Origin of the sequence: Fibrobacter sp. (genome assembly GCA_024399065.1) — a bacterium.
In the GTDB taxonomy this organism is placed as follows: domain Bacteria; phylum Fibrobacterota; class Fibrobacteria; order Fibrobacterales; family Fibrobacteraceae; genus Fibrobacter.
Genome location: JAKSIB010000011.1, coordinates 67,297 through 82,248, shown reverse-complemented (window position 1 = coordinate 82,248; position 14,952 = coordinate 67,297). Strand labels below are relative to the sequence as shown.

Below are 14,952 nucleotides of genomic sequence, written 5' to 3'. Positions count from 1 at the left end.
AGTCTTTATCTAAATTTGGTGAAACTTTGGCGGCTTAGCTCAGTTGGTAGAGCGTCGGAATCATAATCCGCAGGTCTGTGGTTCGAGCCCACAAGCCGCTAGTATTAAAAAGAGGCAGATATGTCAAAACGAATTCTCGCAATCACGTTCTTGATTATCGCCTCTTTTTTTATTGCCTGTACTGAAGAAGAACAGGTCAAGCCCCAGATGGAGCAGCTCCAGGTTCAGACTCCCAAGTCTGTTCCCATCGTGCAGGTAGATGCTTTCACTGCACCCGCCTCCTCTGTAATCAATGCAGAAAAGGCGAAGTTCTACGCAAGGGCAAGCGCAGGCCTCATGGAACTTGGTTTTCGCTGGTCTGACCGTATCGACAGGGCTGGTGAAGCTGAAAAGATCCAGATCCTCAACGCATACAACATTGCACGTGACCAGCTTTGCGCACGTATTGGTCTCGCAGGTATTGCAGAATACAACTGGATCACTACCGTCGCTCTTCCGGATCCCAAGAACAAGGCTGTATTCGAAAGCGTCGGTGTCAAGACCAACAACTAATATCGCGCAATCGCGAGAGAATGTGGCAGGCTTTATGGCCTGCTTTTTTTTGAAAATTCCTATGTTAAAAACTTCATGGTGGCTTTATCGCTTGATTTGAGTGTTTAATCGGGAAAAACATTTGTGCCCATTGCCTTCCTTGTCTTTTTTATTTATTATGGGGCATAAATTAAGGAAATCCATGGTCCGTCTGCTTGTCATAAGTATCTTGCTCCTTGCTTCTGCATGCTGGTCGCAGCTACAGCTGGACAGTGCAGACCGTATCAAGGCGATTCGAATTCTTCTGGAAAAGGATTCTGTCATCAGTGTGCAGCAGGCTATGGAGCTGCGCGACTATTTACGCCATCTTGATAACATCACTCCAGTGAAATCTGCTGATAGCACGGAGGATTCCTGGAAAAGGAGCCCTCTGCTTTCTGAGGCCGCCGTATCGAGGAACAGTATTTCCGCCCCGATAGTTGCGGGAGAAATTCTTGGCCAGAATGTCCTTGTTTGGGCATGGGACTACTATGTGCTTGACAAGGATTACGCCCACACAAATCTCGACTACTGGAAACGAAACTTGAGGGAAGGCTGGGACTGGGACCATAACCACTGGGCTATCAATTTCTACGGGCATCCTTACCAAGGTTCCATGTATTATGCCGCGGCGCGTTCGGGCGGATACGGTTTCTACCGCAGCTTGCTTTGGGCGGGACTTGGCAGTCTAACATGGGAAATGTTTGCGGAGACGGAGTACCCGGCGCCCAACGATCTTGTGACTACGACTATTGGCGGCTCCATGTTCGGTGAAGTCCTGTACAGACTTTCACGACTCGCCTATAACAAGGCCGATGTTCCCTGGTACAGGCAATTGGCGGCATTTGTTTTGGAGCCTGCCGGATTCCTGCAACGCAAGGCCTTCGGCAACAGGGATTCCTATATCGGTTGGGTTCCCATCGAGCTTACGCTTGCTGTAGGCGGCGGTTCTCGATTTGGCAGTGACTACCGTTTCGGTACAAAGGCGGTTGATGAACTTGACAAGGAATGGAACGACCATTACGCTTTTCTGGCCGGCCATCTGGAATACGGCAAGCCCTACAATATCGTGAAGCAGCCCTTCGATTATTTTACTCTCGATGCTACGGGTGAGATAGGTTTTGAAGGCGGTGTGCTGCAACTTGATGTTATGGGAAAGCTGAGGAACAACGGTATCCATGGCAATGGCCACTGGCTCGATTTCTCCGTGAACCTGGACTATGAATCCTTCTACGGCGACTTGGCAACGGTCAGCACTATTTCTATTGGTGGCGCCTTGGATCTTGCGCTGTGGCTCACGCCTAACCTGCGTTTCCGTGTCATGAATCAGGCCTATTGGATTATCCTTGGCACTGCCGACATGGGCTATGATGACATTATCAAGGAAGTACATCCGGAATACGAAAACAATATGAACAACTACCAGTACAATACTGGTGCAAAGTACAGCTTGATGCTGGAAGTTCAGTATAAGCAGAAGTTCCGTGTCTATAACAAGCTTGTGGTTGATGCCATGCGCACCATTCCTAATTCGCTACCCCACTATGGTGCCAACGGATGGGACTTCCTCGCGTTGAACAATACGTTCCTGGAATACACCGTGAATTCCTGGTTGCAGATCGGAAGCCGCCTTGATACGTATGTCAAGATGGCTGCCTATTCCAACGGTTTATTTGAACCCATGAGCCGTAGGATTTTCAATTACGGCGCATATTGCAACTTCCGCTTATTTTAGAAGATTGCCGTAGAAATCACGAACATCGTCCCAGCGGTAGTAAGGTGCCGTTGGGCATTTTTCATTCTTGGAAAGTTTTGCCTGGTCGCAAGGAATGGGGGCGGTGACTTCCCGTTCGTTATAGAGGAACTTCACGAGGATGGGCTTGGTGGAAACTGCACCGGGCTTGGAACCGCGGGAACCCCTGTAGAAGATCATCTGGAGGTTTGCCGCCATGGGGATGATCTTGAAGTCGGTCCATTGTTCATGAAGTTTCGAGAGGTCCTTGACTTGGGCGTTTGCGATGCTCAGCTGCATGAGGCCTGCCAGCGGAAGGATGGCGGTATCGTGGCCGAAGCGGAGTGTTGCCGCTGCGGGATCCTCGTCAAAGCTAATCACCTTTTCGGCTTCGTCCATGATGTGTTTCAGCACGGGCTTTGCAGTATTGATGCCGTCGTCGCCTGTGAGAGGGCAGGTGCCGAGAATGCTGTACCACCAGGCGTTTTGTGCCTTCCAGCGGTTGAGTTTCTCCTGCTTGCTGAAGAGTCTGTCAAAAATGATCAGGCTGTTGTCCTCTTCCATCCCGAGGATGCTTCCGTTGATTTCGAACATCTTGTTGTAGAGGCTGGAAATGTCGACATTCTTGGCGACATAGGCGGTGTCCGCAAAGAGAGTTTGTTCAAAATTCCTTGTGGAGATGTTCTGCCACAGCTTATCGCTTTCGGCCTTGTACTCGGCGGTTTCCGCGTAGTTTTTGGTGATGTCGAAGCTGAAGGTGTTGATGAAAGCCATAAGGCTCTTGCCTGTTTCCTGATGGATCTCAACCTTGGGCTTTTGCGCACGGAGTTCGCCCAGGAAGGCGCTCATGCTGAGGATGCAACGTCCGGACGTGCTTGCGTACGCGTCAACGTGGGCGGGAACTTTTTTGCCCTTGGCGCCTGCGCGGTTTACAGTTGCGCGGTCGTTGAACACCTCGGGAAAGTTTTTCGTCATTCGCCTTGCGATACCCTCGTGCTGCTTGGCGCCAAGTTCGGTGAGGTCGCCCGCCTTTGATCCGGCTTTGTCCAGCAGGGTCTTGCTGGCAGCCATGACGTACTTGCCTGTAACAGAAAGTGCCTTTGCCGAGTCTGCCTTTGCCAAGGTCTCGTAAATCATCTTGTAGTCGTCGGCGCTGTAATGATAGCGGCTTCCGTGACGTCCGTAATGGCTGATATAGAAAGGCTTGTAGCCGGCGGGAGCCTTGGTGTACTTTACGTTTTTGTCCGGTTCCGGATAGGGCAAGTACCCGCTTGCGGTGAGTTCCGGATGGGCGAGCATCAGGCTGTCAGTGGTCTGTGCCGCCGCATTGCCGGCCATAAGTGCGAATAACGCGCCAGCTGCTGCGATGGTGATTCTGTCGATGGAAAAAAGACGCTTTTGTGTTTTAGAAAAAACGGACATTGGTGAATCCTTTTTTAACATTCTAAAATATAATTCTATTTTATACCGCAGACGTATAGGTACTTAATGTTCAACCCTCTGACAAGATTCATCGGCATTGTTTTCGCTCTTTGTCTGTTCCTCTGTGTACAGGCGTTTGCCGATTACGATGTTGGGGGCGTCACCGGAAAGAACAGCGCCACTGGCGAGATTAGTACATACGGCGAGAACAACATCTACGGCAAATGGAATACCTATGCCGACAGGGCCATGGTCAAGAAATTCGACAATTTTATTTCCGCACGAATTCTCACGAACTATAGCTACGTGGCGTTTCATACCAGCGAATACAATCGCGGTACATTGAAATCCAACCGGCCCATTGATTTTGGCATTGGCTTCGGTCTTAGCGATTTTACCTTTGACATGAAATATTCGCTTCCCTTTACGACGGAAAAGGGAAGAAAACGTTCTGCAGGTTTTGATACCGGCCTTGATTTTTTCCCGGGGAACTTGTGGATGCAACTGAAGTACCGAAGGTATAGCGGCCTTTCGTCTAACAAAAAAATTGATGAAATAGATAGCGACGATTCTACGGGTGTGTTGCCCAGTTATGTGGATTTTCGCCAGCGCGACATGTACTTGTCCATACTTTGGGTAAAGGCGGGGAAGGATCATTTCTCTGTACGCGCTCCCTATTTTTTGGACCGTATACAGGTTGTTTCTGCCGGCAGTCCCGTTTTTGGAACCAAGTTCCAGTCTATCACGGCCGTGGATCGTTCCCATGCCATTGATTACTATTCCAAGACTCGAGACACCTATAGTGTCTGGGCTCATGGCGGCTACAGCTACACCTGGGTCTTTACTCATAATTTGTTTGTAAACGCATGGGCCATGGGTGGCCTCGCCCTGGGTGCGTTCGGGAACGGTTCCATGGGATTCTTCCCGGATTTCAATGGCAAGCTCGCATTGGGCCAGTGGCATCAGCAATGGTCCTGGAATGCGGTGATGCAGGTGAATTATTCTCCCTCGATTTACAGTGACCATACGGAACAGCGTCTTATTGCCGGTTTCGAGATTCTTGTGGTCAAGAGATTCTAAACTTTTGGAGGTTAGTCTATGATGAAGCAAATTGGTTTTCTTGCAGTTTTAGCAAGTCTTGTTTTTACCGGCTGTAACACAGCAAATGACCCCGTGAAGCCTCAGCGCTGTCCTACGTTTCCATTGGATAGTAACGGGCAGGCTCTGCCTTCCGAAAGCGAGCCGGCTACGGGTGCGGATGTTGTATTCAATCAAATAACTGGTGAACAGACTCTGGAGATTTTACTGCCTATACCATTGTCTGAAAAAACTGTGAACATAATTAATGCTTATGCAGATGATCCTTTTTCTTTGCCGATCGTAGTTGTACGAAGTCATTTAGATCCTGAAATTGGTACAACAGATTTTAAGGTTTATGGTTATCATGTCAACGATATTTTCATGGCGTCTGCGGATGAGTCTGGCGTATTGTACAAGCTCAGCGGTGAACTCGTTGACGAAACCGGCACTATCATGCCTGAAGGACTTTTGGGTCATGATATGATTGCATTCAATGCTCCTTACGATCCGGAAGTTGCCAGCGATGCGGAATTGGAAGTCACCTATAATGCTGTGGCCCCTAATCTGTGGAGCGATTTGATGGAATGGAATGAAAAAATGAACTACGAGATAACTTTCGTCTCGGGTTCCGCTGTAAGCAGCTATCCGGAATCTCTCAATGGCTGGACTGTCACCAGGGCAGTCCTGAGATGCGAGGAATAGTTTCATTGCAATAAAAACAGGCGATTCAGCCTGTTTTTCCGTATTTGGCGTGGTGCTATGTTCAGCGCTTTTGCTACATTATCCCCGTAAAATTTTAATCAGTGTCCGGAGGCGTTGCCTTCGGCCGTAAAAAGGAATCAAAATGAGTATTGTAGATACCGTATTGCACAAGATTTTCGGTACACCCCACGAACGTAAGGTGAAGCAGCTTCGTCCGATCATCAACAAGATCAACGAAACCCGCAAGGCCCTGGAAGCCCTGGATGACGCCGCCCTTGCAGCAAAGAGCGCAGAATTCCGTGAAAAGCTGAATAACGGTGCAACTCTCGATGATATCAAGGTGGAAGCATTCGCTGTCTGTAAGGAAGCTTGCGACCGCCGTCTCGGTATCTTCAACATCTTCAAGCCGGAAAACAACTTCGATTTCAGCAAGTTGGGTGACCTTCAGCAGTATACTGACGCTGCCAAGGCTGAACTTGCCGCCGGTAAGAATGAATGGGAAGTCTACATGCCGGCTTCCGTCTACGCAAAGGTCCGTGAACTTTACCCGGATTCCGTGAAGCCCTTCCGCATGATGCCTTTCGATGTCCAGATGATCGGTGGCCTTGTGCTCCACGAAGGTGCCATCGCTGAAATGGCTACTGGTGAAGGTAAGACTCTTGCCGCAGCTCTCCCGGTTTACCTGAACGCTCTTAGCGGCCACGGCGTACACGTGGTGACCGTGAATGACTACCTGGCTGGCCGTGACGCCAAGCAGATGGGTATGGTCTATAAGTTCCTGGGCCTTACCGTCGGTCTTATCGTGAATGGTCTCGGTCCTGAAGAACGTCGCGAAAGCTACAACTCCGACGTTACCTACGGTACCAACAATGAATTCGGCTTCGACTACCTCCGCGACAACATGGCTGTGGAACCCAACCATCTCGTGCAGCGCGAACTGAACTTCTGTATCGTTGACGAAGTGGACTCCATCTTGATCGACGAAGCCCGTACTCCGCTTATCATCAGTGGTCCTGCCGAAGACGCTACCAGCAAGTATGCCAAGGCAAATGAAATTGCTAAGCAGCTGACCAAGAACAAGGATTTCAGCGTGGATGAAAAGGACAAGGTCATCCAGCTCACTTCCAAGGGTGTGGCCCATATTGAAAACATCCTCCAGATTACCAACCTTTATGGCGAACACGCTGACTGGGTTCACTTCATCGACAACTCCCTCCGTGCATGGCACCTTTATGAAAAGGATGTGGACTACATCGTACGTGATGGCGAAATCATCATCGTGGACGAAAACACTGGCCGCTTGATGGAAGGTCGTCGTTATAGCAACGGTATGCACCAGGCTATCGAAGCTAAGGAAAACGTGCAGATCCGTCGTGAAAACCAGACCCTCGCTACCATTACCTTCCAGAACTACTTCCGCATGTACAAGAAGTTGTCTGGTATGACCGGTACTGCAGAAACTGAAGCTACCGAATTTATCAAGATTTATAACATGAACACTTGGGTCATCCCGACTAACAAGCCCTGTGTCCGTAAGGATGAACAGGACCTGGTCTATAAGTCCGAAGATGCCAAGTGGCGTGCCATCGTTGCAGAAATCAAGGAACGTCATGCCAAGGGCCAGCCGCTCCTCGTGGGTACTGCTTCCATTGAAAAGTCTGAACACCTGCATGGCCTCCTGGAAAAGGAAGGTATCCCGCATGAAGTGCTTAACGCAAAGAACCACGGTCGCGAAGCTGAAATCATTCAGTACGCTGGCTGCAAGGGCAAGGTGACCATTGCTACCAACATGGCTGGTCGTGGTACCGATATTGCTCTGGGTGAAGGCGTTTCCGAACTTGGTGGTTTGCACGTTCTCGGCACTGAACGTCATGAATCCCGCCGTATCGACAACCAGCTGCGTGGTCGTTCCGGTCGTCAGGGTGACAACGGTTCCAGCCAGTACTTCCTGTCTCTCGATGACAACCTGATGCGTATCTTCGGCGGTGACAACGTCAAGAACCTCATGAGCCGTTTCGGCGTGGGCGAAGACGAAGTGATTACTCACCCCATCGTTTCCCGCTCCATCCGTGGCGCCCAGCGTCGCGTGGAAGGCCAGAGCTTCGATATCCGTAAGCACTTGCTGGACTACGATAACGTGATGAACGAACAGCGTAAGGTGATCTACGGCCTCCGTCGTCGTATCCTGAACGGTGAAGACATCAGTGAAGAAATTATGAACCGCATTGAAGACGCTCTTGATATCAAGGTGTCTCAGTACGTTCCGGCTGGTACTTACCAGGAACAGTGGAACCTGGAAGGTCTGCATGTGGACCTGCAGCGTTCTCTCGGCATTGAATACAACTTGTCCATGGAAGACGCAGCATCCAAGACTCCGGAAACTGTTCTTGATGAAGTGCTTGAACTGTGCAAGGCTCGTTACGAAAAGCTGGGCAAGATCATTCCGGAACAGGATTTCGGTCAGATCCAGCGTCGCTTCCTCCTCATGACCATCGACCAGGTCTGGAAGGAACATCTCTATCAGATGGACGGCCTGAAGGATGCAATCCGTTTCCACGGTTATGCACAGAAGGATCCTCTGATGGTTTACAAGAGCGAAGGCTTCAAGCTGTTCGAAGGCTGCATGGAAAAGATCGCAACCCTCACTGCTCTCCGTATCTTGAACATCCGCATTACTCTGCCCAATGGCGTGACTGTGTCTCCGGACCAGTTGCAGCTTAAGCCGCAGGAACAGATCGATGCAGAACGCGCCGCTGCAGAAAAGGCTATGGCTGAACAGGCCGCCCAGGGCGAATCCGCAGAAGCCGCTCCCGCTGAAGCACCGGCTGCCGAAGCTCCCGCAGAAGAAATGAGCGCTGAAGGCGCAAAGGCTGCTGGCCTCGCTGGCGAAGCTGCCGCATCCGAAACCAACGCAATCTCCGAAGATCAGGCTCAGCCGGTTTCTTCTTCCGCATTGCCGGGTGCCCAGAATGCTGCACTTCATCGCGCTGTCGCAAATGCCGCTGCTCGTCGCGCTGCCGCCCAGGCTCCGAAGATGGGTCGCAATGACTTGTGCTGGTGCGGTTCCGGCCTCAAGTACAAGAAGTGCCACGGCAAGGACATCGCTGACTAATCAGTCGCAGTAACGTGACTTAGGTTGTTCGCAATGAAGACGGCAAAGCACTTTATTTCTCTCGAAGGCATCGACGGCTCCGGCAAGTCAACGCAGATTGACATGCTGATCAAGGAGCTGGAGGCCGCCGGCTACGAAGTGGTGAAACTTCGTGAACCGGGTGGCGCCAAGATTTCCGAACAAATTCGCGGAATCCTTCTGGACCCTGCCTTCAAGGGAATTATGGGCGACGATACGGAACTGCTTTTGTACAATGCAGCCCGCGCCCAGGTGATTGCCGAAATCATCAAGCCTGCACTTGCTGCCGGCAAGATCGTGATTGCAGACCGATTCGCGTGGAGCACTTTTGCCTACCAGGGTTATGCCCGCGGGCTTGGCGCCGAGAAGGTGCAGCGCCTTACGGAGCTTACCTGTGGCGACTGCTTCCCGGAACTGACTGTAGTTATTGATATCAGCGTAGAATGCAGCCGTGCACGCACCGCCAAGCGCGGGGGCGCTCCCGACCGTCTCGAAAGCGAAAAGTCTGAATTCTTTGAGAAGGTTCGTCAGGGTTACCTTGCAGCCGCCCGCGACTATAGCGACTGTGTTCAGGCAGTCAATGGCGAACGTTCTCCGGAAGAAGTTTTCGCTGACTTGTGGAAGCTGGTCAAGTCCAAGCTTTAATGCCTCAATTAGGTGGTAGAATGCCGAAGGTCCTTGGACTGAAAATGGCTGGCAAAAATCCTGCCATCGAACTCATCCGAATTATCGCCTGTTTGCTAGTGATCATGGCTCACAGCCAGGTTCCTATTGTAGACGGTTCCTCTATTGTGAGTGGCCGTCTCGCTGTTTCTACCATTATTGCAGACGATGTTCCGTTGTTTCTTTTGGTGACGGGTTTCTTCTTTTTCGGTCGCGTAAAATCCGATGGGGATATTTTCTCCGCCTTCAAGTACAAGCTCAAAAGCTTTGCCGTGAATATTTACGTGCCCACGCTTATCTACATCGTCATTGCGATCTTCTTCAAGTACTCAATCGATCCGAACGTCACATCCCTTGCCAATGCGGATTGGAACTACCTGGAACGATTCATCTTCAGGCTCGCTCCTGGTGACCACCTGTGGTACATTTGCACCTACATGTCTTTCGTATTCTTCTTTCCCATGCTTGCATTCCTTTGCCAGAACGATCCGCAGAAGAACAAGATGCGACGCACCTTGCTTTGCTTTGCCATCGGTTATGCCGTGGTGGGTGATGTCCTTTATTTCCTTCGTCATCCCGTGCTTGACTTGGACAAGTTCCTTTGGGGCTATTGCACCATCTTCCTGATTCTGGGTTACGAACTTTCCTTGTTTGTTCCCAAGTTCCTGTCAAAGGTTCAGAAGCTGCCTCGTTTGAAACTTGCGTTGATTGGCGCCGGTATCTACCTGCTGGGTTTCGCTGTGAAGTTCGGCCTGCAGCTGTACATGTTCGGTCAGTTCAATTATGTGGATAATCGATTCAGGTGGCTTCAGTGCTCCCCCTGTTTTGTGACTGCGGTGGGCCTGTTCCTGTTGATTTACGCTGTAGGTTCCCTGATCAAGAAAGATGGCAAATTTGCCTGGGTGGTGAACTTCGTGGGTTCCAGTACATTCATGGTTTATCTGTTCCACCAGCTTGCAATTATGAAAACTCTCCAGTGGAGATCAGATATTTGGTTCAAGTTGGACGCCTGCAAGACTGTTTTTGACTCTTTTGCCTTCTATTTAGGTTATGGTTTGGCCGTTTTGGCGGTAACTTTGCCCATTGCCATGGTGTTTAAACTGGCATTTGATAATTCTTTGGGCCGTATTTTAAAGAAATAGCGAAAAATTAGGACAAATGGTAAAAAAACACATAAAGTGTGTCCTAATCCATCATAAAAACATATATTTTCTTGCGGATTTAAACACTAACATTCACAAGGAATAAAAATGAAGAATTATTTCGATCTCTCTGGCCAGGTCGCTGTTGTTACTGGCTGCTCTACCGGTCTCGGTGTTCAGATGGCTAAGGCTCTCGCAAACCAGGGCGCAAAGATTGTCGCAATCGCTCGTCGTAAGGAAATGATCGACGCTGTCGCCAAGGAACTCGCAGAAACTTATGGTGTTGAAACTCTCGCTGTCCAGTGCGACATTACCGACACCGCTAAGGTCGAAGCAGCTGTTGACGAAATCCTCGCCAAGTTCGGTCGTATCGACGTTCTCATCAACAACGCTGGTACCGGCGCTGTTGCTCCGGCAGAAGACATCACCGACGATCAGCTCAACCACGAAATGAACGTTGACCTGGGTGGTACCTTCAAGATGGCTCGTGCAGTTGCCAAGAAGGCTATGCTTCCGGCTAAGTACGGTCGTATCATCAACATCGCTTCTATGTACGGCCTTGTTGGTAACAAGATCTGCGGTTCTGCACCGTATCACGCAGCAAAGGGTGCTGTTGTTAACCTGACCCGCGCTCTCGCCGCTGAATGGTCCAGCAAGGGCATCAATGTTAACGCAATTTGCCCGGGTTACTTCTATACCCCGCTCACCAAGGAAACTCTCGACTCCGACTTCTTCCAGCAGAATGCTAAGACTATGATCCCGGCAGAACGCTATGGAAACGAAGGCGAACTCGACACCGCTGCTATCTTCCTTGCATCCAAGGCTTCTAGCTACGTTACCGGCATCATGGTTCCGGTTGACGGCGGCTACACCTGCATGTAGTTTAGACGAAAGAACGGACCTTCGGTCCTACAGACGAAAGACGAGAGATAATCGAAATTCGGCTGTTCACTATTAAAAGACGCTCGCGGAAACGCGGGCGTTTTTTCGTTATTCGCAATCGAGGCAGGTCCATTCGATGACGCCTGAGCCATAATTGTTAAAGCGGCTTTTGGTGTATTTCTCAATGTCAATCAAGAAGCCGACGCCGCCCTGGTCAGCATTCTCCGTGCAACAGCCGTCGCAATCCTCATCGGAGCACATGTCGTAAACGACAGCATCAATAGAAAAACCATTCTTCTTTAAGCGGAATGTCTTGAGTTTGTACTTTTCGAAGTCTCTTTCATGAATGGAGATGATATTGTTTTCGCTGACCCATTCTTCAGTCTGTTGATCTTCAAGACCTGCAAACCAGCCTGCCCAGGTACAGCCATTGTACTCAATGCATTCTTCGCTGTTGGGGGCAGGATAGGATTCGTACCAGGTTAGGTTGGCCTTATTCCAAAGTGTGTCTGCTGTTGCATTCTCTAAAGGCAGGGAACTGCTGGAAACTTGCTGCTCGCTACTCAGTTCGCTGTTGGATGAACTTGGTGTGGCGGGAGCATTGGCGTTACTGGAGGAATCATCGCTACAGGCGGCAAAAAAGATTGCCGCTGATATTAATACATATTTAAACTTCATAGTTGTCAATGTAAAAAAATCCCGAGGATGCCCCCGGGATTTTTATGCGAGGGGTGGGAGTCGAACCCACACACCGAGGTACCAGATCCTAAGTCTGGCGCGTCTGCCAATTCCGCCACTCTCGCGTTAGGATCGCAAATATAAATAATTATGCGCGGTTCTAAATCTCGATGGATTCTTCGTCGCTCTGGATAAATGCGGTGAGGCGCTCCAATGTACGTTTTGCAGATTCTTCGTTCAGGAGGGAACATTCCCATATGGTGGCCACGCGGTAACCTTCCAGAGAGAGCTGCCAATTGGTCTTGATGTCACGAACCACGTTGTTGGTGAACTTGTTATCCCAGAATTCGGAATTGCTTTTGGGGCGGCTGGTGAGCTTGCAGCCGTGCTGATGCCAGAAGCAACCGTTGATGAAAACTACCACGCCGTACTTAAGGACGAAAATATCCGGAGTGCCAGCGAGGTCGCGACGGTGCAAGCGGTAACGGAAGCCCTGCTTGAAAAGCCCGCGGCGCACGATGACTTCGGGCTTGGTGTTCTTGGAGTGAACAGCCTGCATCATCTGGGAGCGGGTCAGCGGTTTTTTCCTTGCGAGCTTTCGGGATTTTATTTTGCCGGTACCCATTAGTTAATCCCTCGACCCTTGGAATCGTGCATTTGCTTTTTGCCGTCGCTAAATAGGATACCCTGCCTCTTGTTGAATCCGACAAATCCGTGGTTCGGGATTTCTCTTTTGCCCCGTAATGAAACGGGACGAATTGATTCTGTAATCGATGTGTCGGTGGCGAAGGAATTGCCTTCGTTGTAGAGTGCGAAAATTTCCTCGTCGCTTAGGGAGCGGTTATAGAAACGCAAGTCATCGATGCGCCCCTCGAAAAAACTCCAGAGGGAGCGTGTCCCAAGACGCACGGGGGCTGTTCCATTTTCAACCTGTACACCGTAGGTCTCGTCGAAAAGCGGGTCCTGGTCTTTTTGGACTCCGTTCTTGAAAAGGGTGATGGTATTTCCAGCCACGTCATAGCGAGCTGCAAAATGGATCCACTCGTTTTCGGTAAGTTCCTCCTGAACATAGCTTCCGGAACCGAGGCCGCCTTTTAAGTTGAAGGCGTATGCGGACATTCTGTTGGGACGGTTCTCCTGTGATTCCGTCAGGTCCTTGTTGTACATGCGGAAGGTCCATTCATGTTGCTGCGGGATTCCCTTTCCCATCCAGTGGACGTATCCGCCTTTTTCTGCGTTTTTAAAGTTTAGCGTTGCTGGACTGACCCATACGGAGATGGTGAGGGCGCCTGTGGTAATGATGCTGAAGGCGTCGTCATCGGGGATCTCCATGTAGCAGTTTGTGTCACCACTAAATACCGCCGCGGAATTTTTGTTCCCGAATCGGTCTGTGCCGAAAGAGGCTCCCTTGTTGACGATATCGGGAGCTGTGCCGATTAGGGGATCTCTTGTTGCGGGCATGGTTACGCTTGCCGCATTTTCTAGGCTTCCGTCGGTAAAGGGGTAATAGGCGACAAGGCCGTCTTTGGGAATGGCGGAAGATTCTGCAGCAATAATCGCAGCAGAGTCCGCAGCAATAGAAATCGCGGCAGTTCCCAAAGTTCCAATAAGAAATTTTTTAAATGAAAGTTTGGCCATTACGTATTCCATGAAAATAGTATTTTTATTTCATCATGAGCAAGGTTTTGATTTTAGTGGGAAGCCCGCGAAAGAGCGGCAATACTGAACTCCTGGCGAACGCCTTTGCCGAGGGGGCTGCTAGTGCGCATCATGAAGTTGAAATTTTGAACGTGGCCCGCATGAACATTGCGCCTTGCGTCGGGTGCAATACCTGCTTTACTCGCGAGGACATGTCCTGTGCGAAGAAGGATGACATGGTGCAGGTTTACGAGGCGTTGGCAAAGGTTTTGGGACAAATTTTTGGGGCAAATTAGCGAAAATGTGTCACTAAAGAAGAATTTTTCTCAATTTGGTGACAAAAATTACATACAAATTAAACTAAAAAGTGTCAATATAATATATCTTTGCTGATAACAAGCCTATGATTATGCCACTAAAAAGGTGATTTGCTTAATTTGGTGACAAAATTTTTTGATGAAAAGGAAATAAAATTTCGTACAAAGTAAAAATTATGTCACCGAATATAAATTTTTTATGAAATAGTGACAATTTTTTTTGAAAAAGAACCTTGTTGCGAACAAAAAAGGCCTGAGCGAAGCTGCTCAGGTCTTTTAAATTTGGTGGAACCGCGATTGTCGCGGCGTTCGCCTTGCTAATAGTGGCACGCTTCGCGTGCCTTACTTGTCGGCTCGGAAATGGAAATGAACACGTTCATTTCCGCTTCTCTCGCCTCCTAGTAATTCTCAGCGTTGACTTCGAAGTAGGACTGCGGATGAGCGCAGGTCGGGCACACTTCCGGAGCCTTGGTGCCAACGACGATGTGACCGCAGTTGCGGCATTCCCAAACCTTAACTTCGCTCTTTTCGAAGACTGCGGAAGTTTCCACATTCTTGAGGAGTGCGCGGTAGCGTTCTTCGTGGTGCTTTTCGATAGCGCCAACCAGACGAAACTTCTTTGCGAGAGCTGCGAAACCTTCGGCTTCGGCGGTCTTTGCAAATTCTTCGTACATGTCGGTCCATTCGTAGTTTTCACCGTCGGCAGCGGCCTTCAGGTTTTCTGCGGTGTCACCGATGCCGTTCAGTTCCTTGAACCACATCTTGGCATGTTCCTTTTCGTTTTCTGCAGTCTTCAGGAACATTGCGGCGATCTGTTCAAAACCGTCCTTCTTTGCCTTGGATGCAAAGTAGGTGTACTTGTTACGGGCCTGGGATTCGCCTGCGAATGCAGCTTCGAGGTTCTTTTCGGTCTGGGTACCAGCGTACTTGTTTGCCATTTTTATGTCTCCTTGCGATAACGCAAAAAATGAATTTCGGTTTTAATATACAATGTTT

General features: G+C 49.8%; 14 protein-coding genes and 2 tRNA genes. 10 read left to right on the top strand and 6 right to left on the bottom strand.

Translation table 11 applies throughout. The features are described 5' to 3' along the window. Nucleotides 1–28: 28 nt before the first annotated feature. From MJZ25_07415 to MJZ25_07405, 3 genes are all read left to right on the top strand, one after another. A tRNA-Met gene (locus MJZ25_07415) sits at nt 29–101 on the top strand. A gap of 19 nt (nt 102–120) precedes the next feature. Continuing rightward, nucleotides 121–552, top strand: coding sequence for a hypothetical protein (locus MJZ25_07410; protein ID MCQ2123998.1), 432 nt, complete (start codon nt 121–123; stop codon nt 550–552). 181 nt (nt 553–733) lie between these two features. After that, a complete protein-coding gene (locus MJZ25_07405; GenBank protein MCQ2123997.1) occupies nt 734–2,305 on the top strand; it encodes a DUF3943 domain-containing protein in 1,572 nt (523 codons plus the stop codon). Here MJZ25_07405 and MJZ25_07400 read toward each other — a convergent pair. After that, entirely contained in the window at nt 2,297–3,724 is a 1,428-nt protein-coding gene (locus MJZ25_07400; GenBank protein ID MCQ2123996.1) for a histidine phosphatase family protein, read from the bottom strand. The genes MJZ25_07405 and MJZ25_07400 overlap by 9 nt on opposite strands. Nucleotides 3,725–3,790: 66 nt before the next feature. On the opposite strand from MJZ25_07400, the gene MJZ25_07395 reads away from it, so the two are divergent. The 6 genes from MJZ25_07395 (at nt 3,791) to MJZ25_07370 (ending at nt 11,323) form a co-directional block, all read left to right on the top strand. Beyond that, nucleotides 3,791–4,804, top strand: coding sequence for a DUF4421 domain-containing protein (locus tag MJZ25_07395; protein MCQ2123995.1), 1,014 nt, complete (start codon nt 3,791–3,793; stop codon nt 4,802–4,804). 18 nt (nt 4,805–4,822) lie between these two features. Beyond that, a complete protein-coding gene (locus tag MJZ25_07390; protein ID MCQ2123994.1) occupies nt 4,823–5,506 on the top strand; it encodes a hypothetical protein in 684 nt (227 codons plus the stop codon). Between the two features lie 142 nt (nt 5,507–5,648). Then, nucleotides 5,649–8,618, top strand: a complete 2,970-nt coding sequence (gene secA, locus MJZ25_07385) for a preprotein translocase subunit SecA (GenBank protein MCQ2123993.1) — start codon at nt 5,649–5,651, stop codon at nt 8,616–8,618. 33 nt (nt 8,619–8,651) lie between these two features. Continuing rightward, on the top strand, nt 8,652–9,281 hold the full coding sequence (gene tmk / locus MJZ25_07380) for a dTMP kinase (protein MCQ2123992.1): 630 nt from the start codon (nt 8,652–8,654) through the stop codon (nt 9,279–9,281). 20 nt (nt 9,282–9,301) lie between these two features. Then, nucleotides 9,302–10,441 (top strand): acyltransferase, encoded by a 1,140-nt coding sequence (locus tag MJZ25_07375; protein ID MCQ2123991.1) that lies wholly within the window; start codon nt 9,302–9,304, stop codon nt 10,439–10,441. Nucleotides 10,442–10,549: 108 nt separating this feature from the next. After that, on the top strand, nt 10,550–11,323 hold the full coding sequence (locus tag MJZ25_07370) for an SDR family oxidoreductase (GenBank protein ID MCQ2123990.1): 774 nt from the start codon (nt 10,550–10,552) through the stop codon (nt 11,321–11,323). A gap of 108 nt (nt 11,324–11,431) precedes the next feature. Here the strand turns inward: MJZ25_07370 and MJZ25_07365 are convergent, their stop codons facing one another. The 4 genes from MJZ25_07365 to MJZ25_07350 all read right to left on the bottom strand — a co-directional run bounded on the left by MJZ25_07365 (nt 11,432) and on the right by MJZ25_07350 (nt 13,639). Next, entirely contained in the window at nt 11,432–12,001 is a 570-nt protein-coding gene (locus MJZ25_07365) for a hypothetical protein (protein MCQ2123989.1), read from the bottom strand. Between the two features lie 45 nt (nt 12,002–12,046). Beyond that, a tRNA-Leu gene (locus tag MJZ25_07360) sits at nt 12,047–12,126 on the bottom strand. 35 nt (nt 12,127–12,161) lie between these two features. Beyond that, complete coding sequence (locus tag MJZ25_07355) at nt 12,162–12,626, bottom strand: very short patch repair endonuclease (GenBank protein MCQ2123988.1); 465 nt, start codon at nt 12,624–12,626, stop codon at nt 12,162–12,164. Then, nucleotides 12,626–13,639 (bottom strand): LamG domain-containing protein, encoded by a 1,014-nt coding sequence (locus MJZ25_07350; GenBank protein MCQ2123987.1) that lies wholly within the window; start codon nt 13,637–13,639, stop codon nt 12,626–12,628. The genes MJZ25_07355 and MJZ25_07350 overlap by 1 nt, the downstream gene beginning before the upstream one ends. A gap of 35 nt (nt 13,640–13,674) precedes the next feature. On the opposite strand from MJZ25_07350, the gene MJZ25_07345 reads away from it, so the two are divergent. Then, on the top strand, nt 13,675–13,935 hold the full coding sequence (locus MJZ25_07345; protein MCQ2123986.1) for a flavodoxin family protein: 261 nt from the start codon (nt 13,675–13,677) through the stop codon (nt 13,933–13,935). Between the two features lie 419 nt (nt 13,936–14,354). On the opposite strand, the gene MJZ25_07340 is transcribed toward MJZ25_07345, so the two are convergent. Then, a complete protein-coding gene (locus tag MJZ25_07340; protein ID MCQ2123985.1) occupies nt 14,355–14,894 on the bottom strand; it encodes a rubrerythrin family protein in 540 nt (179 codons plus the stop codon). Nucleotides 14,895–14,952 lie beyond the last annotated feature (58 nt).

Excerpts from the sequence above, each read along its gene's own strand:
- MJZ25_07410 (MCQ2123998.1), top strand. The coding sequence starts at position 121 with ATGTCAAAACGAATTCTCGCAATCACGTTCTTGATTATCGCCTCTTTT.
- MJZ25_07405 (MCQ2123997.1), top strand. The coding sequence starts at position 734 with ATGGTCCGTCTGCTTGTCATAAGTATCTTGCTCCTTGCTTCTGCATGC.
- MJZ25_07400 (MCQ2123996.1), bottom strand. The coding sequence starts at position 3,724 with ATGTCCGTTTTTTCTAAAACACAAAAGCGTCTTTTTTCCATCGACAGA.
- MJZ25_07395 (MCQ2123995.1), top strand. The coding sequence starts at position 3,791 with ATGTTCAACCCTCTGACAAGATTCATCGGCATTGTTTTCGCTCTTTGT.
- MJZ25_07390 (MCQ2123994.1), top strand. The coding sequence starts at position 4,823 with ATGATGAAGCAAATTGGTTTTCTTGCAGTTTTAGCAAGTCTTGTTTTT.
- secA (MCQ2123993.1), top strand. The coding sequence starts at position 5,649 with ATGAGTATTGTAGATACCGTATTGCACAAGATTTTCGGTACACCCCAC.
- tmk (MCQ2123992.1), top strand. The coding sequence starts at position 8,652 with ATGAAGACGGCAAAGCACTTTATTTCTCTCGAAGGCATCGACGGCTCC.
- MJZ25_07375 (MCQ2123991.1), top strand. The coding sequence starts at position 9,302 with ATGCCGAAGGTCCTTGGACTGAAAATGGCTGGCAAAAATCCTGCCATC.
- MJZ25_07370 (MCQ2123990.1), top strand. The coding sequence starts at position 10,550 with ATGAAGAATTATTTCGATCTCTCTGGCCAGGTCGCTGTTGTTACTGGC.
- MJZ25_07365 (MCQ2123989.1), bottom strand. The coding sequence starts at position 12,001 with ATGAAGTTTAAATATGTATTAATATCAGCGGCAATCTTTTTTGCCGCC.
- MJZ25_07355 (MCQ2123988.1), bottom strand. The coding sequence starts at position 12,626 with ATGGGTACCGGCAAAATAAAATCCCGAAAGCTCGCAAGGAAAAAACCG.
- MJZ25_07350 (MCQ2123987.1), bottom strand. The coding sequence starts at position 13,639 with ATGGCCAAACTTTCATTTAAAAAATTTCTTATTGGAACTTTGGGAACT.
- MJZ25_07345 (MCQ2123986.1), top strand. The coding sequence starts at position 13,675 with ATGAGCAAGGTTTTGATTTTAGTGGGAAGCCCGCGAAAGAGCGGCAAT.
- MJZ25_07340 (MCQ2123985.1), bottom strand. The coding sequence starts at position 14,894 with ATGGCAAACAAGTACGCTGGTACCCAGACCGAAAAGAACCTCGAAGCT.